General features: G+C 43.5%; 17 protein-coding genes and 2 other annotated features. Of the genes, 15 read left to right on the top strand and 2 right to left on the bottom strand.

All coding sequences use genetic code 11. The annotated features are described in order from the left end of the window. Positions 1–95 precede the first annotated feature (95 nt). From NST81_RS13080 to NST81_RS13050, 7 genes are all read left to right on the top strand, one after another. Positions 96–956, top strand: coding sequence for a putative sporulation protein YtxC (locus NST81_RS13080; protein ID WP_048623808.1), 861 nt, complete (start codon positions 96–98; stop codon positions 954–956). A gap of 542 nt (positions 957–1,498) precedes the next feature. Then, positions 1,499–3,442 (top strand): threonine--tRNA ligase, encoded by a 1,944-nt coding sequence (gene thrS, locus NST81_RS13075; protein ID WP_341030057.1) that lies wholly within the window; start codon positions 1,499–1,501, stop codon positions 3,440–3,442. 195 nt (positions 3,443–3,637) lie between these two features. Further along, positions 3,638–3,777, top strand: a sequence feature (ribosomal protein L20 leader region). Positions 3,778–3,850: 73 nt separating this feature from the next. Beyond that, positions 3,851–4,369: a translation initiation factor IF-3 gene (gene infC, locus NST81_RS13070; RefSeq protein ID WP_169799153.1), complete on the top strand. Its 519-nt coding sequence runs from the start codon at positions 3,851–3,853 to the stop codon at positions 4,367–4,369. Between the two features lie 23 nt (positions 4,370–4,392). After that, entirely contained in the window at positions 4,393–4,593 is a 201-nt protein-coding gene (rpmI, locus tag NST81_RS13065; protein WP_048623805.1) for a 50S ribosomal protein L35, read from the top strand. 31 nt (positions 4,594–4,624) lie between these two features. Next, on the top strand, positions 4,625–4,984 hold the full coding sequence (rplT, locus tag NST81_RS13060; RefSeq protein ID WP_003355596.1) for a 50S ribosomal protein L20: 360 nt from the start codon (positions 4,625–4,627) through the stop codon (positions 4,982–4,984). An 853-nt stretch (positions 4,985–5,837) separates the two neighbouring features. Continuing rightward, the gene (locus NST81_RS13055) at positions 5,838–6,329 is read left to right on the top strand and encodes a dUTP diphosphatase (protein WP_003355595.1); all 492 of its coding nucleotides are present in this window, start codon (positions 5,838–5,840) and stop codon (positions 6,327–6,329) included. Between the two features lie 74 nt (positions 6,330–6,403). Next, a complete protein-coding gene (locus NST81_RS13050; protein WP_003355594.1) occupies positions 6,404–7,489 on the top strand; it encodes a M42 family metallopeptidase in 1,086 nt (361 codons plus the stop codon). Positions 7,490–7,750: 261 nt separating this feature from the next. Here NST81_RS13050 and sspI read toward each other — a convergent pair whose 3' ends face one another. Further along, positions 7,751–7,957: a small acid-soluble spore protein SspI gene (gene sspI, locus NST81_RS13045; RefSeq protein WP_048623804.1), complete on the bottom strand. Its 207-nt coding sequence runs from the start codon at positions 7,955–7,957 to the stop codon at positions 7,751–7,753. A gap of 385 nt (positions 7,958–8,342) precedes the next feature. Between sspI and NST81_RS13040 the strand changes: the two genes are divergently transcribed. The 4 genes from NST81_RS13040 (at position 8,343) to pheT (ending at position 14,698) form a co-directional block, all read left to right on the top strand. Then, positions 8,343–9,710, top strand: coding sequence for an ISLre2 family transposase (locus NST81_RS13040; RefSeq protein ID WP_003355652.1), 1,368 nt, complete (start codon positions 8,343–8,345; stop codon positions 9,708–9,710). A gap of 230 nt (positions 9,711–9,940) precedes the next feature. Next, positions 9,941–10,711 (top strand): TrmH family RNA methyltransferase, encoded by a 771-nt coding sequence (locus tag NST81_RS13035; protein ID WP_341030056.1) that lies wholly within the window; start codon positions 9,941–9,943, stop codon positions 10,709–10,711. Positions 10,712–10,849: 138 nt separating this feature from the next. Then, positions 10,850–11,090 (top strand) — a binding site (T-box leader). Between the two features lie 53 nt (positions 11,091–11,143). After that, positions 11,144–12,184, top strand: a complete 1,041-nt coding sequence (gene pheS / locus NST81_RS13030; protein WP_003355591.1) for a phenylalanine--tRNA ligase subunit alpha — start codon at positions 11,144–11,146, stop codon at positions 12,182–12,184. Between the two features lie 99 nt (positions 12,185–12,283). After that, entirely contained in the window at positions 12,284–14,698 is a 2,415-nt protein-coding gene (gene pheT, locus NST81_RS13025; RefSeq protein WP_341030055.1) for a phenylalanine--tRNA ligase subunit beta, read from the top strand. 851 nt (positions 14,699–15,549) lie between these two features. Here the strand turns inward: pheT and rnhC are convergent. Next, the gene (rnhC, locus tag NST81_RS13020; protein ID WP_341030054.1) at positions 15,550–16,473 is read right to left on the bottom strand and encodes a ribonuclease HIII; all 924 of its coding nucleotides are present in this window, start codon (positions 16,471–16,473) and stop codon (positions 15,550–15,552) included. A gap of 84 nt (positions 16,474–16,557) precedes the next feature. On the opposite strand from rnhC, the gene zapA reads away from it, so the two are divergent. The 4 genes from zapA (at position 16,558) to NST81_RS13000 (ending at position 21,708) form a co-directional block, all read left to right on the top strand. Then, positions 16,558–16,830, top strand: coding sequence for a cell division protein ZapA (zapA, locus tag NST81_RS13015; protein WP_048623800.1), 273 nt, complete (start codon positions 16,558–16,560; stop codon positions 16,828–16,830). Continuing rightward, complete coding sequence (locus NST81_RS13010; RefSeq protein WP_341030053.1) at positions 16,823–17,374, top strand: CvpA family protein; 552 nt, start codon at positions 16,823–16,825, stop codon at positions 17,372–17,374. The genes zapA and NST81_RS13010 overlap by 8 nt, the downstream gene beginning before the upstream one ends. A gap of 151 nt (positions 17,375–17,525) precedes the next feature. Continuing rightward, positions 17,526–19,241 carry a DNA polymerase/3'-5' exonuclease PolX gene (gene polX, locus NST81_RS13005; RefSeq protein WP_341030052.1) on the top strand — a complete coding sequence of 572 codons (1,716 nt, stop codon included), beginning with the start codon at positions 17,526–17,528 and terminating at the stop codon, positions 19,239–19,241. Positions 19,242–19,353: 112 nt separating this feature from the next. Beyond that, complete coding sequence (locus tag NST81_RS13000) at positions 19,354–21,708, top strand: endonuclease MutS2 (protein ID WP_341030051.1); 2,355 nt, start codon at positions 19,354–19,356, stop codon at positions 21,706–21,708. Positions 21,709–21,774 lie beyond the last annotated feature (66 nt).

The raw sequence follows: 21,774 nt of genomic DNA, 5'->3' as shown, positions 1-21,774 counted from the left end.
TTTGGTACTAACATCAAAGCAAGAAAGTCTATTCTAAAACCATTGGGTCCCCCATATATATGAAATATAAAGTTTACGGACAAGGGGGGGCCATCTTGATTGAAATTTTATTTTCCAACCAGCTTGATGCTTTCAAATGGAGCGAGTTCTCGAAAAAGAATCATGTGAAAGTTGAGCTGCAGCAAAAGCGATTTTCAACCGCTCCGTATTTCGTTCGCCATCCGCAAAAGACATGGAATTCGAGTTCGATTTGCACGGTGTTTATAGAATTTATGTTGGAATGGAAACGAATCCAATGGGCAAAACAATTATTAGAAACGTCTTATTGGTACAAGGATAAAGAAGAAAGCCAACGAATTCTGGAGATTATTTGCGAGATGTTTTCCGGTGAAAGAAAGGAACTGATCCAACTGCTGGAAGAGTTTCCTGAAGTACCGTTCTTGCGGGATTCTTTTCTTTCTTTGCCGGAGAATGAGTCCCATGTTCATTTTGAAGGATTCGCTAAATTTCGGCTTAAACCGTTTTGGGATCGAGTGGGCAAATACGTGGAACTGGCTATTGATGAATTTAAAATGGAGCAGGAATATCAAGTATTCATTCATATGCAACGAGAATTTTTGCGGAAGAAAGAACAGCAAATCCCCATGTTAAGAGTGTATTTACACGAAAACGAACCGATCTTTTACGATGAAAGCTTTCAAAGGCTCCATCAAGATGATTTATTAAGAGTTTTGGATAAACGGTTATTAGTGAACCGTCCGCTGACGGTAGATTGCTTTACATTGGTGCCGTTATTATCGCTTGCCCCCGGCCACATCCGACTGTATACGGATGAAGGGGAATCAGGGCTTTCCAGAACGATTCAAAATATTTTTGAAGAGAGAGTGACCTTGCTTCCTGCTCGTCAATTTTGGGAAGAGCAATGGAAGATTGGATCAAAAGATGCCGCCAATTAATAATTTACCATCCAGATCTTGATTTTGTCGGGAAAAACCCCTATAATATTGTACATACAAGAACATACTGCACAAGGTAATGATAAGGACATGAGCGTTCTATTACGGTTTATCAGAGAGGAAAAGCGAGGCTGAAACTTTTCCAACACGAATGGAATGCTTACCGCCTTTAAACCGCAGCCAGGAACGGCAATAAGATTGCTCAGTATTGGCTTGACGGCCGCAGCCGTTATCTGATCTGGAGCCGAATTTTTGCAGTCATAACGGCAAAAATTCGGGAAAGCAGGGTGGAACCGCGATGAACAACCTCGCCCCTCATGAGAGGGACGGGGTTTTTTGTTGGCCAAAAAAATCTTTTGGCGCTTGAGCCTGATGACGAACGTTTTTCACCGGCTTGATATGGATAAAAGTCAAATCGCGGATAATGAATGTAGGAGCAAGCCGATGTTCTCCGTTCATTCGTCCCGTATGAACGAGAATGAATACGGTACATGGAATCATCCTAGTAAAAAATATCATGGGAATAAGGAGTGAATGGACAAATGTCAAACATGTTGAAAATTACATTTCCTGATGGGGCTGTAAAGGAGTTTCCAGAAGGAATTACAACGGAAGAGATCGCCGCTTCCATCAGCCCTGGACTCAAAAAGAAAGCCATCGCCGGCAAGCTGAACGGGAAGCATTTGGATTTGCGTACACCGATCAAAACGAGCGGTGCTATTGAAATCATTACTCCTGATCAGAAGGAAGCGCTGGATATTCTTCGCCATAGCACAGCACACTTAATGGCGCAAGCGATTAAACGACTATATAAAAATGTGAAATTAGGCGTTGGCCCTGTTATCGAAGACGGATTCTATTACGATGTCGATTTGGAAGAGCTGCTGACTCCTGAAGACTTGCCAAAAATTGAAAAAGAAATGAAGAAAATTGTGAAAGAAAACTTGGAGATTGTCCGCAAAGAAGTCACACGGGAAGAAGCGAAACGAATTTACGAAGAAATTGGCGATGAGTATAAACTAGAGTTAATTGATGCCATTCCGGAAGGAGAAACGGTTACCATTTATGAACAAGGGGAATTTTTTGATCTCTGTCGCGGTGTCCATGTTCCTTCCACCGGGAAAATCAAAGAATTTAAACTCTTAAGCATTGCCGGAGCGTACTGGCGCGGTGACAGCAACAATAAAATGCTGCAGCGTATTTATGGAACTGCCTTTTTCAAAAAAGAAGATTTGGAACATCATCTTCAAATGTTGGAAGAAGCGAAAGAACGCGATCACCGCAAGCTAGGTAAAGAATTGGATCTGTTTATGAATTCCCAAAAAGTGGGACAAGGCTTACCGTTGTGGCTTCCTAACGGTGCGACGATCCGACGCGTAATAGAGCGCTATATTGTAGACAAGGAAGAAAGTCTGGGCTACCAGCATGTATACACTCCTGTGTTAGGCAGTGTGGATCTTTATAAAACAAGCGGACACTGGGATCATTATCAAGAAAATATGTTTCCTGTCATGAAAATGGACAATGAAGAGTTAGTCCTTCGTCCGATGAACTGTCCTCATCATATGATGATTTTCAAAAACGGCATTCACAGTTATCGAGAGTTGCCGATCCGGATTGCGGAACTTGGAACGATGCATCGCTATGAACTTTCAGGTGCGCTGAGCGGTTTACAGCGCGTGCGCGGAATGACATTGAATGACGCTCATATTTTCGTCCGCCCTGATCAAATTAAAGATGAATTTAAACGTGTCGTTCGCCTCATTCTTGAAGTTTATAAAGATTTCGGCCTGAATGAGTATTCTTTCCGGCTGTCGTACCGCGACCCTGAGGATACAGAAAAATATTATGATGATGACGAAATGTGGGAAAAAGCCCAAGGCATGCTGAAGGAAGCAATGGATGAGCTTGGTCTGGATTATTATGAAGCAGAAGGAGAAGCTGCTTTCTATGGTCCGAAATTGGATGTCCAAGTTCGAACTGCACTAGGCAAAGATGAAACTCTTTCTACTGTTCAGCTCGATTTCTTGCTGCCGGAACGCTTTGATTTAACATATGTCGGGGAAGACGGCAAGCCGCATCGACCTGTTGTCATCCACCGCGGCGTCGTTTCAACGATGGAGCGCTTTGTCGCCTTTTTAATAGAAGAATACAAAGGGGCATTCCCAACTTGGCTCGCACCTGTCCAAGTAAAAGTGATTCCGGTTGCGGCTGATGCGCATTTTGAATATGCTAAAACCGTTCAAGAAAAACTTCGGGCAGAAGGAATTCGTGCGGAAATAGACGACCGTGATGAAAAAGTAGGCTATAAAATTCGGGAAGCGCAAGTCCATAAAATTCCGTATATGCTCGTAGTCGGCGATCAAGAAATCGAAAACAAAACCGTTAACGTCCGCAAATACGGTGAAAAACAATCTGAAACCATCCCGTTTGAGCAATTCGTTCAAATGATTAAAGAAGAGGTTAGCCGACGTTCAGCTAAATAATGGCATCAAACGAAGCGGAGCATCCTCCGCTTCGACATAAGCTCTAGTTGAGCGTTTTTTCTTGTTTGTTTGAAAAAAGCTTGCTTTTGTGAAAGGTCTTTGTTATTATGGAGTTCGTGATTGATTTGTAAATAATTTGACCAATATTTAAAGATATGATATATTTTGAAGCGACAATGGAATAGAATACACGTGAAGAACAAGCAGAAGCAAGCCCGCTTCTCACCTGAACTGACGCCTATAAGCTGTTGGCAGGTTAAACGGAGTCAATCGAAATCATATGGCTTGATCCATTTTTATGCGGGTTTTCTGTATACCCGCATTTTTTTATGCTTTCCCGACTCCTAAGCCCTTTCTGTAGCTTGTTTTTGCAAGGTGTATTCCCTGAAAAATTTTTGGAGGTGGCTCATTATTAGCAAAGACATGATCGTAAACGAGGGCATTCGTTCTCGTGAAGTCCGTCTCATCGACCAAAACGGCGAGCAATTGGGCATTAAATCAAAAAATGAAGCTTTGGAAATTGCGGCCCGCGCCAATCTCGACTTAGTCTTGGTTGCCCCTAATGCCAAACCGCCTGTTGCCCGAATTATGGATTACGGCAAGTACAAATTTGAGCAGCAGAAAAAAGAGAAAGAAGCCCGCAAGAAACAAAAGGTTATCAACGTCAAGGAAGTGCGCCTAAGCCCGACGATTGAAGAACATGATTTTAATACGAAGCTTCGCAATGCCCGCAAGTTTTTAGAAAAGGGCGATAAAGTGAAAGCGTCCATTCGTTTTAAAGGGCGCGCCATCACGCATAAAGAGCTGGGACAAAAGGTGCTTGATCGTTTTGCTGAAGCCTGCGATGATGTGGCGACAGTCGAAACTAAGCCGAAAATGGACGGCAGAAGCATGTTTATTGTTCTGGCGCCAAAATCTGAAAAGTAACAACTTGATAGGAGGAATTCACAATGCCAAAAATGAAAACTCACCGCGGCGCTGCAAAGCGTTTCAAAAAGACTGGTTCTGGGAAATTAAAACGTTCTCATGCTTACACTAGCCACTTATTTGCAAATAAATCTACGAAACAAAAACGGAAACTTCGCAAATCTGCTATTGTATCAAGCGGAGATTTTAAACGGATTCGTCATATGCTTGACAACCTTAAATAAGATTGACAAGAATTTTTAGGAGGGAAATAATATGGCACGCGTAAAAGGCGGTACAGTAACTCGCAAACGTCGCAAAAAAATTCTAAAACTGGCAAAAGGTTATTATGGTGCAAAGCACACTTTATATAAAGTTGCTAATCAACAAGTAATGAAATCCTATATGTATGCTTACCGGGATCGTCGTCAAAGAAAACGCGACTTCCGTAAGCTATGGATTACGCGTATCAACGCTGCTGCAAGATTGAACGGACTTTCTTACAGCCGTTTAATGCATGGCTTAAAACTTGCCGGCATTGAAGTAAACCGCAAAATGCTAGCTGACCTTGCAGTAAACGATGAAAAAGCATTTGCTCAATTAGCGGATACTGCTAAAGCACAACTTCAAAAATAAGAAAAAAACATTCAACACCCATTCTGAAAAAAGAATGGGTGTTTTGTTTATGTGCGCCCGGCATGTACATGAACTATAGGGTGTAAGTCCCGAACCCCGAAGACAGAAGTAGAGGTTAGCCAAGAGCAAGGGTGTCCGTGGTGACGCGGAATCTGAAGGAAGCTGGAGGCAAAACACCGGTCCGAGGAACACGAACCTCATATAAGGCTAGGTATGATTGAGTGAGTTTGCATAACAAAACAAAGCTCTTTCTGTCGAAGGTCATATCGAGTAAATGAGGCGGATAGATGGTGTGAAAGTGCATGTACTTACCCGGGGAGGTCTGGCGGATATGTGAAGTACTCTTCATAACCTACTTAGTGATAAGTAGCTGAACCGTCAGAAGTCAGCAGAGGTCATAGTATTAGTTGGTCTAGAACAACTAAGAAGGACCGAACAATTAAGAGAGAATAGCCCTTGGTATTCAGTGAGTCATGATGAACACAGAAAACGTAGTACCTCACTTGAGGGAGGAAGCGGTGAATCCCGTGGGAGACCTCTTGGAGGGTGGAGTGACCACTGGCATAAAGAGAACAGCTATTCACGGAAGTTATAAAGACTTGCGTCAATTATCTTAATTGAACCGCCGTATACGGAACCGTACGTACGGTGGTGTGAGAGGACGGGAGTTAATCGCTCCCTCCTACTCGATTGTTATTGTTTTTACCGACAAAATGTCGAATGTTGCCCTTAATGAAGCCTTTTTCGTTTGTTCTATGGATAGAAGACAATCTTTCCGCTTGGAAACGAAAATGCTGCCAGACTCACTTCTTTGATATAATGGCGAAGAAGAGAAAAAGAAAGGGGTCAGACGATGAACCTGTCAAAATTATATGACATGCAAAGAGCTCTGGACGAATACATTGAACAAGAAAATCATGTCGCGAATGAAAACTTGCTCAGCCACAAACTGCTTGCCCTTTTAGTCGAATTGGGAGAGCTTGCAAATGAGACGAGATGTTTTAAATTTTGGAGCAAAAAAGGGCCGAGTGAAAAAGAGATCATTTTAGAAGAATATGTAGACGGGATTCATTTTCTGCTATCGATCGGCTTGGAGCTCAAGTTTGATTCTTTTACACAAATCAAGGATCCCACTTCTACTTCCAATGATTTAACGGACCAATTTCTGGCAGTTTACGAAGCTTTCCATCATCTGAAAAAGGAAAAAACATTGTCTTCTTATGAAAAAGCGTGGGAGGAATACGTTCTGTTGGCAAACATGTTAGGCTTTTCAACAGAAGATATAGAACGTGCATACATTGAGAAAAATGAAGTAAATTATAAAAGGCAGCGCGAAGGATATTAGGTAAAAGTTTTGTATTGTTTTCCATTTTTCTATATAATTTAAAGAATAAAGCTTATGAAAAAGGAGGGCGTCTCATGCCGAAATTGGATGAAACGTTAATTATGCTAAAAGAGCTGACTGACGCGAAAGGGATCCCGGGAAATGAACGGGAAGTACGCGAAGTCATGAGAAAATACATAGAGCCATTATCGGATGAAATTACCACTGATCATCTTGGAAGCTTAATTGCGAAAAAAGTGGGAAACGAGAAAGGCCCTAAAATTATGGTTGCGGGCCACTTAGATGAAGTCGGTTTTATGGTGACGCAAATTGACGAGAAAGGTTTTTTGCGCTTTCAAACAGTCGGTGGCTGGTGGTCCCAAGTCATGCTTGCCCAACGGGTGACGGTAGTGACAAATAAAGGCGACATTACCGGCATTATCGGGTCCAAACCGCCGCATATTTTATCGCCGGAAGCGAGGAAAAAACCGGTCGAAATCAAAGACATGTTTATTGATATTGGCGCCTCAAGCCGCGAAGAAGCAATGGAGTGGGGGGTTCGCCCCGGAGATATGGTGGTTCCTTATTTTGAATTCACCGTGATGAACAATGAAAAAATGCTTCTTGCCAAAGCTTGGGATAATCGCATCGGCCTTGCCATTGCCATAGGAGTGCTAAAATATTTAAAAGATAAAAAACATGAAAATATCGTGTATGGAGTAGGTACGGTACAAGAAGAAGTAGGTTTGCGCGGTGCGAAAACAGCCGCTCAAAAAATCCAGCCCGATATTGCTTTCGGTGTTGATGTCGGCATTGCCGGAGACACTCCGGGCGTTTCGGAAAAAGAAGCACAAAGCAAAATGGGAAAAGGACCGCAAATCATTTTATACGATGCTTCCATGGTCTCCCATAAAGGATTGCGCGATTTTGTCACCAATGTAGCAGATGAATTAAATATCCCTTATCAATTTGATGCCATTGCCGGCGGCGGCACCGATTCCGGATCGATTCATCTTACCGGACAAGGAGTACCGACGTTATCGGTTACGATCGCGACCCGTTATATTCATTCCCATGCCGCGCTTCTGCATCGAGATGATTATGAAAATGCTGTGAAGTTGATTGGAGAAGTGATTCTTCGTCTCGACCGCGAGGCTGTCAATAAAATCACATTTGATTAATCTTTTTATCAATTTGACAGAAAATGATCGTATAAGTGGCAAAACAGCCACCTTTCTGCTAGAAAGGTGGCTGCTTTCATCATGAAATAAGCGATGAAAGGATAAGACGATTCAGATTCAATTGGAAGCCAAGCATGAACACAAAAGAAGAATGTTTAAGTTCCAATGAAAATGAGCGAGTAATATAGTGAGATGGATCCCTGGGAATGATTGGCGATCATGAGCCATAAGGAAAATCCCGTAAAGTTTTTTTGCTTTGTTTTATTTTAGTCCCGCGGATAAAGTATCGAGCATCATCTGCTTTTCTTTTTCACTGGCGTTTTTCCAAATGACTTCAAATAGTACACCGAGTCCGGGGAGCATTTTTTCCTCTCCGCTTTGAATGGCATCCACGATGGTATCTTCCAACTGATCAGGCGTATTGCCGGAAACATTATGAAGGATGGCCTTTCGCAAATCCAAATTCATGCATTTCCTCTCCTTTCACATACTTTCATGTCTATTTTCCCCTTCATTGCTTAGGCTATGTAAGAAAAATAAATCATTCTGCCAAAAGCCCATTTGAAAGGTAAGTTCCTTTTCATTTGATTATAGGAAAAGAAGGGAGTCCTCTCTTTTCAAAGCGGTTGATTGGCAAAAATCATATCTAGCTGATCGTGGTGTGAGTAAAATGTTTGTGGGAGAAATTCTTAGAATTCCCCGATGAGGGGGTTGGGAACGTAGGTTCGCAATCCCCCTCATCGGGGCCACCAAGCAAAGCGCGGTAGGATCCCAAGCAGGAAACATGAAAAAAGGACTCTCTCCCTGGTAAGATGATCATTGTTCACACCATCAAACAGGAGGAGAGAGTCCCATGAATATTCAACAACATCTTACCACAAATTCGTTGACATGGAAAGAGATCGAACTTGATTTGTTTCGAGCCTTGCAAAACGCCTTCACCGAGCTGTTTACGGCTCTGTTGGAGGACATCGACCGACAATTGGCGGAAACCCGGGACAAGCGCCGGTACCACTTGAAAGACAAACGACGCACCACGATTCAAACCTTGTTTGGCGAAGTTACCTTTGAGCGAAACTACTATTTAGACCGAGAACAAAACCGTTACACGTTTTTGCTTGATTCCTTTTTAGCGTTTGATGGATCGCAGTCAATCAGCCCTTGTCTAGAAGAAACGGCGATGGGATTGGCTGTGGAGTGCTCTTCCTATCGCAAAGCGGCTCATACGCTTGCCCAGATGGTCGGGTATCCGGTGATGAGCCATGAGACGATCCGCCAGTTGGTGCTCGAGGCTGAAGTTCCGCTGCACTGCCCGGTTGACCAGCGATATGGACGGGTGCTGTTTGTGGAGGCCGATGGACTGTTTGTCTCTCTCCAAGGGAAGGGAAAACGGGCCAAGGAAGACAAAATCCTGACCGTTCACGAAGGATGGAAGCGTAACGGCTCACGGATCGAATTCGTGAATCAGCGCCATTACGTCCATGAAGGCAAGGGGGAGGTGTGGGAAGGCTTCGAGGAATTTTTGATGAACGAATATGCCTATGATCCGTGTCGGGATCTTCTTGTCATCAACGGGGACGGCGCTCCATGGATTACCGCGTGCCGGGAGTATTTCAAAGGACGGGTCTGCTTCCAATTGGATCGATTCCACGTGGCGCGTGAGTTGCGCCAATGCCTCTCGGGCCATCCACGGTGGCAGGCGATTCGGCAAAAGCTGGCGAAGCAGGATGAAGAGAAGCTGCTTGTGGAACTGAACAGCGCCCTCGGCACGCTGGGGGACGAAGCGAAAGAACAACAGCTGGCTGCCTTGATCCACCGGATCGAATCGATGCCGGGATGCATCCGTGATTACCGGGAATGGCTGAAGGAGCAAGGAGTGGACACAACGGGCATGTATCCGATGGGGAGGGCTGAAAGCGTGATGAGCCAGCTGGCGTATCGGGTGAAATACCGCCGCAGTTGGACAGACAAGGGACTCAGGGCGTTTTTCAAGGCAATGATTGCCCGGATGGATGGGATTCGTCTTTTCGGACATCGTTTAGGAGAAGAATCGTCGCATCCGGCGGAGGAAACGGCATCTACCAAACAGACGATCGTGAACAAGGCGAAACAACGCATCCGCCGTCTTCTTCCAGAGGTAACGCGGAATAACGTGCCATATTTACAGCAATCGTCCGGGACTCCGATCTATCATGCCCTGTCTGAATTCAAGGGATGGTAAAAAAAGGTATACATATTCGTCTGTCATGGCAAGGGATGAGAGTCCGAAAGCGCTTACGGATGAAATTCAAAAAAATGGTTCGCTAACCTATGACTTACATCTATTTTCAGCGAACCAAAAAAATTCCCACAAAGTCTTGACTGACTCCTGATCGTGGATCAATGCGCGGCGTCGCGGACATTATGCTATAATGATGTAATTGAATTCTATGGTCGAAAGGTGAGAAAAAAGTGAAAGTGATCCAATCCGTTAAAAATCCACAAGTCAAGCAGTGGAGGAAGCTGGCGACGAGAAAAGAACGAGATAAAACCGGGCGATATATGATGGAAGGATTCCATTTAGTTGAAGAGGCACTTTCCTATAAAAATGAGATAGAAGAAATCATTATGGAGGAAAACATTGTTTTGCCTGCAAAATGGAATATGGACGGTATTCCGATCACGATTGTGACAGCAGAAGTGGCGAAATCTCTGGCTGAGACGGAAACGACGCAAGGGATTTTTGCCGTTTGCAAAAAACGGGATTCAAAAAACGCTCTTGAACAAGGTACGACCTTTTTGCTGATTGACCGTGTTCAAGATCCCGGAAATATCGGGACGATGATACGGACAGCGGACGCAGCGGGAATCGATGCGGTCGTACTAGGAAAAGGAAGCGCCGATCCCTATAATCCGAAGGTATTAAGAGCTGCCCAAGGAAGCCATTTTCATGTCGACATCGTACAGTCACCTTTAGAAGAAGCGATCAGCTTGATTCAAAAAAAGGGTGTATCTGTTTATGGGACGACTTTGCAAAATGCAGAAAATTATCGGGATATCCAGCCTTCTAAAGGATTTGCTGTATTGGTCGGCAACGAAGGCAGCGGCGTTTCGCAAGAGTTATTATCATTAACCGATCACAATGTATATGTACCGATTTACGGGAAAAGTGAATCGCTAAACGTAGCAGTTGCAGCCGGCATTTTGCTGTATCACTTTCAGGATTCGACAAAAGGGGTTTGAAATTGCCAATGAAATTGCTATAATGATACCTATAATACGAACTTAGCTTAAATGGGCGGAGAGAAAATAACGCTTTTTTGAGAGACGAATCCTTTTAAAGGACTTCATTCAGAAGAAACCAATCAAATTTAAATAGGGTTAAAGACAATGACAGAGAAAAGTAGTTTGCTTCCTTCCATTCAGGGAGAAAATGCCGTGACTGAAAGCATTTTTATGTGAAGAGCAAACGAAGTTCACCTCTCGAGTCGGCGTTTGGACCATTTCCGAGGAAATGTAAAGACGCCCCGGTTCAATAGCCGTTATTTGTATGAAGAGAGTATGCCGCGAACGGTTCGGCATGCTAAAAAGGGTGGTACCGCGATCCAACCTCGTCCCTTTCCTTTGGGGCGAGGTTTTCGTTTGGAAAAATAATGTAAAAGGAGGAGCATGACAGTGGAGCAGAAGTTAAAAGAATTGGCTCAAGAAGCGTTGTCAAAAGTGGCAAGTGCTCAAGACTTAAAAGAATTAAATGACATTCGTGTCAGCTATTTAGGTAAAAAAGGCCCCATTACAGAGGTTTTGCGTGGAATGGGGAAGCTGTCTGCAGAAGAACGTCCAAAAATCGGGGCTTTGGCCAACCAAGTGAGGGCTGAAATTGCCGAGCAAATCGAGAAAAAGCAAAAACAGCTGGAAGAAGCGGCCATAGAAAAGCAATTAAAAGAAGAAGCGATCGATGTTACATTGCCGGGACGTCCTGTCAAAAACGGCAATGCCCATCCATTGACCAAAATAATAGAAGAAATAGAAGATTTGTTTATCAGCATGGGGTATCAAGTAGCGGAAGGACAAGAAGTGGAAACAGACTACTATAACTTTGAAGCGCTTAATTTGCCGAAGGATCACCCAGCCCGCGATATGCAGGATTCGTTTTATATAACGGAGGAAATTTTGCTTCGCACGCATACTTCCCCTATTCAAGCACGGACAATGGAAAAACACAAAGGAAAAGGCCCGGTTAAAATTATTTGTCCAGGAAAAGTTTACCGCCGCGATAACGACGATGCGACTCATTCTCATCAATTTACTCAAATTGAAGGTCTTGTGGTCGATGAAAACATACGCATGAGTGATTTAAAAGGAACGCTTGAAGTGTTTGCTAAACGGTTTTTCGGCGAGGATCGGGAAATTCGTTTGCGTCCGAGCTTTTTCCCGTTTACCGAACCTTCGGTGGAAATGGATATTTCCTGTAAAATTTGCCATGGCAAAGGATGCAGCGTATGTAAAGGCACTGGATGGATTGAAATATTAGGAGCCGGTATGGTTCACCCGAATGTGTTGGAAATGGCCGGTTTCGATTCGAAAAAATATACGGGCTTTGCTTTCGGAATGGGTCCGGAAAGAATTGCTATGCTTAAATACGGAATAGATGATATTCGTCATTTCTATACGAACGATATTCGCTTTTTAAAACAATTTTCCATCCACGAATCTTAACGCAAGGTGCTGTTGCTTTAAAAGCACTTGTACATAAACGGATAACGATTGCCTGTAAAAAGGCAACATGGTTCATTGAGAAAAGGAGGTATTCTGAATATGTTGGTTTCACTGAAATGGCTTCAAGATTACGTGGATCTTTCGGGAATTTCCGCGAAGGATCTGGCGGAAAAAATAACCCGATCCGGCATTGAGGTAGAAAGCGTGGAAATACCGGGAGAACATATTAAAAATGTAGTGATCGGCCATGTATTAAAATGCGAAAAACACCCGGCTGCCGACAAATTGAACAAATGTTTGGTAGATATCGGTGAAGGAGAACCGGTTCAAATTATTTGCGGTGCACCGAATGTAGCTGCAGGCCAAAAAGTGGCAGTAGCCAAACCAGGTGCTCGCCTTCCGGGAGGCATAAAAATTAAAAAGGCCAAACTGCGCGGCGAAGAATCGAACGGCATGATTTGTTCTCTACAAGAACTCGGTATTGAAGGAAAATTGGTGCCAAAAGAATTTGCCGAAGGGATCTTTGTGTTTCCGGATGATGCTGAAGTGGGGGCGGATGCGATCACAGCGTTGAACTTGGACGATTGTATCATCGAACTAGGATTAACGCCGAACCGCTCCGACTGCTTAAGCATGCTCGGTGTCGCTTACGAAGTGGCGGCCATTTTGGATCGTGATGTGAAACTGCCTCATCCCGTTTACCATGAAAGTACAGAAAAAGCCAGTGATTACATAAAAGTGACAGTGGAAGCAAAAGAAGATAATCCGTTCTATGTCGCCAAAGTGGTTAAAAACGTAAAAATAGGCCCTTCTCCATTATGGATGCAGGCACGGCTTATGGCAGCTGGTATTCGTCCACACAACAATGTGGTAGATATTACGAACTATATCATGCTGGAATACGGACAGCCTCTCCATGCGTTTGACTACGATCGCCTTGGTTCTAAAGAAATTCTGGTAAGACGCGCTTATGATGGAGAAGAAATCGTGACATTAGATGATGTAAAACGTACTTTGACGCCGGAACATCTCGTGATCACGAACGGTTCCAAACCCGTAGCATTGGCTGGAGTGATGGGGGGAGCCAATTCCGAAGTTCAGCAGGATACGACAACCGTCTTAATCGAATCTGCTTACTTCAACGGAACAACTATTCGAAAGGCATCTAAGGATCACAGCTTGCGCAGTGAAGCGAGCGCCCGCTACGAAAAAGGTGTCGATCCAAACAGGGTCAAAGCTGCGGCGGAAAGAGCTGTTGAACTTCTGGAAAAATATGCTGGTGCGGAAGTGCTGCGAGAAACGGTTGTCGCCGGAGATTTAGAGGCAGAACCGAAAAAAATAACGATATCGCTTTCCAAAATCAACCGCGTTTTGGGCACCAATCTTTCGAGTCAAGATGTTGTCGATATTTTCCGGAGACTCCGTTTCACTGTCGAAACTAGCGACGACTTGTTCACTGTCACCGTTCCGACTCGAAGAGGGGACATTACGATTGAAGAAGATTTGATCGAAGAAGTAGCTCGTTTATATGGATATGACGAATTGCCAAAAACGTTGCCGGTAGGAGCTGCCTCTCCGGGAGGTTTAACCCCTTATCAACAGAAGCGTCGCGTCGTGCGCAAGTTTCTGGAAGGAGCGGGGCTGTATCAGGCCATCACTTATTCTTTGACCAGTCGGGATATGGTTCATCAATTTGTACTGGATAAAACGGAACCGGTCGAAATCGCCATGCCTATGAGCGAGGAAAGAAGTCTTCTTCGCCAAAGCTTGGTTCCTCATTTGTTGGAAGCAGTATCCTATAATGTCGCTCGCCAAAATGATTCAATCGGGTTATATGAGATCGGGTCGGTTTTTCTGAAACAAATCGGCCAAGAACTGCCGCAGGAAGATGAACATATTGCCGGAGCCATTACCGGTGTGTGGGAAGCGAACGAGTGGCAAGGAGAACAAAAACTGGCAGACTTTTTTGTTTTAAAAGGAATATTAGAAGGGCTGTTCGCAAAACTTGGCCTTGGCGATGCCGTTGAATGGAAAAAAGCAGAACTCCCTGATATGCATCCGGGACGGACTGCTGAAATCTTTTTAAATGGCAAAAGACTAGGTTTTATTGGTCAAGTGCATCCTCAAAAGCAAAAACAATTAGACTTAAAAGAAACCTATGTTTTTGAATTAAAAGCGAGCATCTTGTTAAATGAACAAGCGCTGGAACTGCAATACGATCCGATCCCTCGCTTCCCTTCGATTACACGCGATATTGCCTTAGTGGTGGACAAAGACACGGAAGCTGGAAAATTGCAACAAATCATTTGGCAAGCAGGTGGAAAACTGCTGAAGGAAGTCCGCATTTTTGACTTATATGAAGGGGAACATTTACAACCAGGCAAGAAGTCGATTGCTTTTTCTCTTAAATACTATGATCCGGATAAAACGTTAACAGATGAAGAAGTCATGAATGTCCATGAAAAGGTGCTTGCTGCCGTAAAAGAAAAAACAGGAGCAGAATTAAGAAGTTAAAAGGATCATTACATGAAAACAGACTCAACATCACCGTTTCTTTGGATGTTGAGTCTGCTTTTATGTGCGCCCGGCATGTACATGAACTATAGGGTGTAAGTCCCGAACCCCGAAGACAGAAGTAGAGGTTAGCCAAGAGCAAGGGTGTCCGTGGTGACGCGGAATCTGAAGGAAGCTGGAGGCAAAACACCGGTCCGAGGAACACGAACCTCATATAAGGCTAGGTATGATTGAGTGAGTTTGCATAACAAAACAAAGCTCTTTCTGTCGAAGGTCATATCGAGTAAATGAGGCGGATAGATGGTGTGAAAGTGCATGTACTTACCCGGGGAGGTCTGGCGGATATGTGAAGTACTCTTCATAACCTACTTAGTGATAAGTAGCTGAACCGTCAGAAGTCAGCAGAGGTCATAGTATTAGTTGGTCTAGAACAACTAAGAAGGACCGAACAATTAAGAGAGAATAGCCCTTGGTATTCAGTGAGTCATGATGAACACAGAAAACGTAGTACCTCACTTGAGGGAGGAAGCGGTGAATCCCGTGGGAGACCTCTTGGAGGGTGGAGTGACCACTGGCATAAAGAGAACAGCTATTCACGGAAGTTATAAAGACTTGCGTCAATTATCTTAATTGAACCGCCGTATACGGAACCGTACGTACGGTGGTGTGAGAGGACGGGAGTTAATCGCTCCCTCCTACTCGATTAAGGAAGGATTTTCTCTTGTTAGCGTAAAATCATGCATTGAAAGCGGAGGAGTTAAGATTTCACCGCCGAGAAAAACAACAGCCTGAAAAATAAAAAAGCGAACTTCTATTAGCGGATATTCTCTTATCGATGACAGAAGTTTCGCTTATTTTATCAACCGCAAAGCCTTTTCCGTATTTGCAAAATGCCTTTTGGCAAAATAATTTAAGCTTTCTTCGCCTTTTTCGGCGATGAGTCGAGCGGCTGCTTCATCGACGATGGAACCGGCGCCTTTTGGAAGGGTGAAGCCAGCTTCCTTTGATAATTTTTCTATTTCTCTTAAAAATGCAAAGCGGGCGAGAATGGAAGCGGCAGCCACAGCAATATGGACGTTTTCACCTTTCGTTTGAAAATAGACGTTTTCCTTGCAAATTTCTTTTTCTTTTTCTAAATATCGGAAGTAAAGAGGCTCTTCCGCAAATTGATCGACCAGTATGGCGTCTGGTTTTTCAGGAGAAATTTTGTGCAATACATTTAAAAGGGCGCGATTGTGAAGAAGAGCTTTCATTTTGCCTTGGGACATTCCGTTTTTCTGAAGCTCATTATATTTTTCGTTATGCAACACCAATAAACTGTATGGAATGGTGTGGACCAATTGTTTTGCGATATCGATAATACGCTGATCGCTGAGCTGTTTCGAATCTTGCACACCTAAATGTTTAAGATCAAGGATCTTATCTTTTCGGACAAAGGCCGCAACAACAGTGATCGGGCCAAAATAGTCCCCTGTACCGACTTCATCACTGCCGATAACGGAAAGCGATGAAAAACCGGAAGGCAAGACAGAACTTTTGCTCATGGATGATTTTTTTTCAGATGGAAGGGAGTCTTGTTCCCACTTTTTGGATTCTTGCTCGGCGCTGTTTCCTTGAAAAAGGACTTTTCCGCTTTTGTAAGCGGTGATTGTGCATCCATTTCGTTTAGCGCAAAAAACAGCACCTGTCGGCAGTTTTGCGGTTAAATCGTCTGCATAGTGTGTTTTCATGGACGAAAGAACAGAATGAGATACTTTCAGTACTATATTCGACAACATAATTCTCCTTTTTCTTTTCAAATGATGAATGTTGATGTTAATATAAAGGTTAGGATTCTTTTAGAATGGAGGCATTCTACATTGTCTGAAAGGAAAAAAAACCGAATTACCGTTGACATATATGGACAGCAGTACGTCATTGTTGGCGAGGAATCAGCCAGTCATATTCGGCATGTCGCAGAGCTGGTCGATGAAAAAATGCGCGAAATCAACTCCAAGAATCCTTCCCTTGACACTAGTAAATTAGCGGTTTTAACAGCCGTTAATGCCATACATGATTATGTAAAACTCCAAGAAGAATATCTCCGTTTGAAAGAAGAATTCAATAAGTTAAAGGGTGATGACAATGCTTGATTTGCTTCTGGCTTTTTTTCTCATCAGCGGTATTGTGATCGGCTTAAAACGCGGGTTGATTAGCCAGCTTTTCCATATGACCAGTTCGATTCTCGCTCTAATCGCGGCTTATGCTGCGCATGATGCTGTCGCAGCAAGGCTTTCCGGATTATTTCCTGCTCCTTCATTGGATGGAAACGGCAGCAGCGGCCTTCTCTTTTTTGCCCATGCTGTCAACGTGGATAAATTATTTTATGGAGCCATTGCCTTTGTGATTATTTTTGTTGCTGTCAAAATCGCTCTTTCCTTTTTAGCTTCCATGCTCAGCATTGTGGCCAATCTGCCCGTTATTCGTCAGTTCAACATGATCGGCGGGGGAATCCTCGGTTTTTTAGAAATATATGTTGTTTTGCTTGTGCTCATCGTTCTAGGCACATTCCTCCCGGTTGACAGTATTCAAGCTCAGCTGCAGCAATCTGTCATTGCCGGAGCGATGATCAACCATACGCCGATTGTTTCGGACTATGTGAAACAGCTGATTGCATTCAACCCAACAACGTTGTAAAAACTTCTCTGAATAGGAGAAGTTTTTCATTTCCTGTGTTTCTGATAGTATATAGGAAGAATACCAAGTTTTCAATAGACATAATGGCATGATATGTACAGCCGATAGATGAAATATTTATCGATTTTTTCCAAATTGCGGGTGAGAATGGATGATCAACAATAAAAAAAGCGTTGTTCGGCTTCTGGAAAATATTGCGATCTATATGGAGCTGAAAGGGGAAAATTCCTTTAAAGTGTCCGCTTTTCGAAAGGCCGCGGCCGCCCTTGAAAAAGATGAACGCGGTTTAAATGAGATAAAAGACTTTACATCAATCCCCGGCATTGGAAAGGCTACTTCCAGTGTCATCGAGGAATTTATAGAAACGGGAACCTCCTCTGTTTTGGAACAATTGCAGCAGGAAGTGCCGAAAGGTTTAATTCCTCTTTTGCAGATTCCGGGTCTTGGAGGCAAAAAAATTTCCAAACTTTATCAAGAGCTTGGGATTACGAATGCGGAGGAACTAAAGACCGCTTGTGAAAAAGGGGAGGTGCAAAATCTTCCTGGATTCGGGAAAAAAACGGAAGAAAAAATTTTAGCGGCCATAAAGCAAGTTGGCGATCGACCGGAACGACTACCCATCTGGCATATGCTTGAACTGTGCGAACAAATCGAGAAGAACCTTGCAAACATCGATGGAATCCTACAATTTTCCCGTGCCGGAAGCATTCGCAGGTTACGGGAAATGGTGAAAGATTTGGATTTTATCATCGCTGCGGCTGATCCACAAAAGGTTGCGGATGCACTGATCCATCTTCCGGGAATCAAAGAAGTAACAGCAGCCGGAAAAACGAAAGTGTCGGTTGTGCTTGAGGATTCATATGGTGTTTCGGTTGATTTCCGAATTGTGGAACCGGAACAATTTGCCACGGCGCTTCATCACTTTACAGGTTCAAAAGATCACAACGTTCGGATGAGACAGCTTGCCAAACAACGAGGAGAACGAATTAGCGAATATGGCATCGAAAACAAGGAAACAGGAGAAACTGTGACCTTTTCTACAGAAGAGGACTTCTACCGCCATTTTGGCTTGCCTTGGATTCCTCCTGAAATTCGAGAGGACGGAACCGAAGTCGACCATTATCGTGAAAGCTTGGATCTAGTGAGAATGGAAGATTTGAAAGGCGATATGCATATGCACACTACGTGGTCGGACGGGGCTTATTCCTTGGAGGATATGGTGGAAGCGTGCAGAAAGAAAGGGTATCAATATATGGCCATTACCGACCATTCCCAATATTTAAAAGTGGCAAACGGTTTAACGCCTGATCGGCTCAAGAGACAAATAGAAGAAATCAAAAAATTAAACGAAAAATATACGGATATTGAAGTTTTTTCCGGTATTGAAATGGATATTTTACCGGATGGAACGCTAGATTTCGACGATGAATTATTATCGCAGCTGGATTTCGTCATTGCATCCATTCATTCGCATTTTTCCCAATCCCGTTCTACTATTATGAAAAGGCTGCGGACGGCTTTGGAAAATCCGTATGTCCGATTAATTGCTCATCCGACTGGCCGACTGATTGGCAGAAGACAAGGATATGATGTCGACATCGATTTATTGATTGAATGGGCGAAAGAAACGAATACGGCTTTAGAATTGAATGCCAATCCGCACCGTTTGGATTTATCTGCGGATCATTTGCGAAAAGCTCAAGAAGCAGGTGTGAAATTTTTTATCAACACGGATGCCCATGCCGTTGACCAATTGCGGTTTATGGAAATCGGAGTGAAAGCGGCAAGAAAGGGCTGGATCAAACGGGAAAATATATTGAATACATTGGATGCAAAACAGATGAAACGCTTTTTACAGATCCCTTAATATTGTCATTTGGATGGTTCATTTTGGAGAATACTTATGGTATGAGATCCATCAACCTTTTTCAGCATAGCCTTATACAAATCGAATGATGCTTGATGGGAGAGATTGCTCATTGAATAAGAAAGTATTGGCAACGTTAGAATTTGATAAAATTAAGCAACAATTGGAACAGCACGCCTCTTCTTCATTGGGAATTGAAAAAATCGACGCTCTCTTTCCTTCTGCTGATTTTTCTGAAGTGGTTCACTGGCAGGAGGAAACGGATGAAGCGGCAACCGTTTTACGAGTAGCAGGACATGCTCCTCTAGATGGGCTGCATAATATCCGTCCACACGTGCAAAGAGCCAAAATCGGGGGATTGCTCAATGGCGAAGAGTTGATTCAAATTGCTGGAACGATATACTCAGGACGAATGATGAAAAAGTTTATCGCCGAACTGGTTGAGAACGGGGAACAGTTACCTATTTTGTCAGAACAAACAGAACAGATTCCTGTGTTGACGGAGTTGGAGCATGACATTAAACGCGCTGTTGATGAAAACGGAGAGATTTTGGATTCTGCCAGTTCGACATTAAGAGAGGTCCGTAGTCAAATCAGGATTCATGAAGGAAGAATTCGCGAACGTCTGGAAAGCATGATTCGATCCAAAAATGCGCAGAAAATGCTTTCGGATGCCATCGTTACGATTCGGAATGATCGCTACGTCATCCCGGTGAAACAAGAATATCGCCACCACTATGGCGGGATTGTCCATGATCAGTCATCTTCAGGACAAACTCTCTTTATTGAACCGGAATCGATTGTTCAATTAAATAACCAATTAAAGCAATTGAAGCTGAAAGAACAGGAAGAAATCGAAAAAATTTTAAGAGAGTTGTCGGCGAAAGTACAGGAAAATGCCGATGAACTGCTGGTCATTGTTCAAGTGATGGGTGATTTGGATTTTATTTTTGCCAAAGCGAAATTGGCCAAGAGCATGAAAGCTTCTAAACCGTTGATGAATCGAGAAGGATATATAAGGATTCATCAAGCGCGTCATCCCTTGCTGCCGATAGAGGAAGCCGTACCCAACGATATTGAACTGGGGAAAGATTATACAGCGATCGTCATTACCGGACCGAATACCGGAGGAAAAACCGTTACGCTGAAAACCATCGGTCTTTTAACGTTAATGGCACAATCTGGTCTGCAAATACCGGCTCAGGAAGGTTCGGAAATGGCCGTTTTTCATTCCGTATTTGCCGATATCGGGGATGAACAATCCATTGAACAGAGCTTAAGTACGTTTTCTTCCCATATGGTGAATATTGTAGATATTTTAAAGGAAGTGACGGGGGAGAGCTTGGTTCTGTTTGATGAACTCGGGGCAGGAACTGATCCGCAGGAAGGAGCGGCTCTGGCCATTTCGATCCTGGATGAAGTGCTTGAAGTAGGGGCCAGGGTAGTGGCAACCACCCACTATCCTGAATTGAAAGCCTATGGATACAACCGAGACGGAGTCATCAATGCCAGTGTTGAGTTTAATGTGGAAACATTAAGCCCAACTTATCGTTTGCTCATCGGCGTTCCCGGACGCAGCAACGCTTTTGAAATTTCCGAGCGTTTAGGATTAAATCATAAGATCATTGAACGGGCAAGACAATATACGGGTGACGATACAAACGAAGTAGAAAATATGATTGCTTCTTTAGAGAGAAGCAGAAAATTGGCCGAAAAAGAAGAACAAGAGGCAAGAGATTATTTAAAATCGGCTGAAAAGCTTTTAAAAGATTTGCAAAACCAGATGCAAGAGTTTTATGAGAAAAAAGAAGAAATGTACAGCCGCGCTGAAAGAGAAGCCTCCAAAATTGTCGAAAAGGCGAAAGAAGAAGCGGAAGAAATCATTCGCCATTTAAGAAAACTGCGCTTGGAAAAGAATGCAGAAGTAAAAGAGCATGAATTGATCGAAGCGAGAAAGCGGTTGTCTGATGCCATGCCGGAGATAGACAAAAAAACACCGCAACCAAAAGCGAAAAGGAGCCGTTCCTTTATGCCGGGAGATGAAGTAAAAGTGTTGTCCTTCGGTCAAAAAGGAACGATACTCGAAAAAGTCGACGGGAACGAATGGCTCGTTCAAGTCGGCATTTTAAAAATGAATGTCAATGAATCGGATCTTGAATACATTCCTTTGCAAAAAAAGGTCGATCCGAAACCGTTGGCTACCGTAAAGGGAAAAGATTATCATGTGGGCTTAGAACTGGATTTGCGCGGGGAACGCTATGAAGATGCTTTGATAAAAGTAGAAAAATACATTGACGATGCCGTATTGGCCGGATATCCGCGTGTTTCCATTATTCACGGGAAAGGAACAGGGGCTTTAAGAAAAGGAGTACAAGAGCTGTTGAAGCGTCATCGATCAGTGAAAAGCATCCGTCTCGGAGAAGCGGGGGAAGGCGGCAGCGGCGTCACAGTGGTTGAACTGAAGTAAAATCCATATTGGCAAGTCTTCACCTTTTTCCTTCTCTTTAAACAAGCTCCACAACGTATTGGGGAG

The organism is Bacillus sp. FSL W8-0223 (genome assembly GCF_038006805.1).
Taxonomy (GTDB): Bacteria; Bacillota; Bacilli; order Bacillales; family DSM-4216; genus Bacillus_O; species Bacillus_O smithii.
The sequence above is the reverse complement of the archived record's forward strand: the minus strand, read 5'-3'. Positions and strand labels throughout refer to the sequence as shown.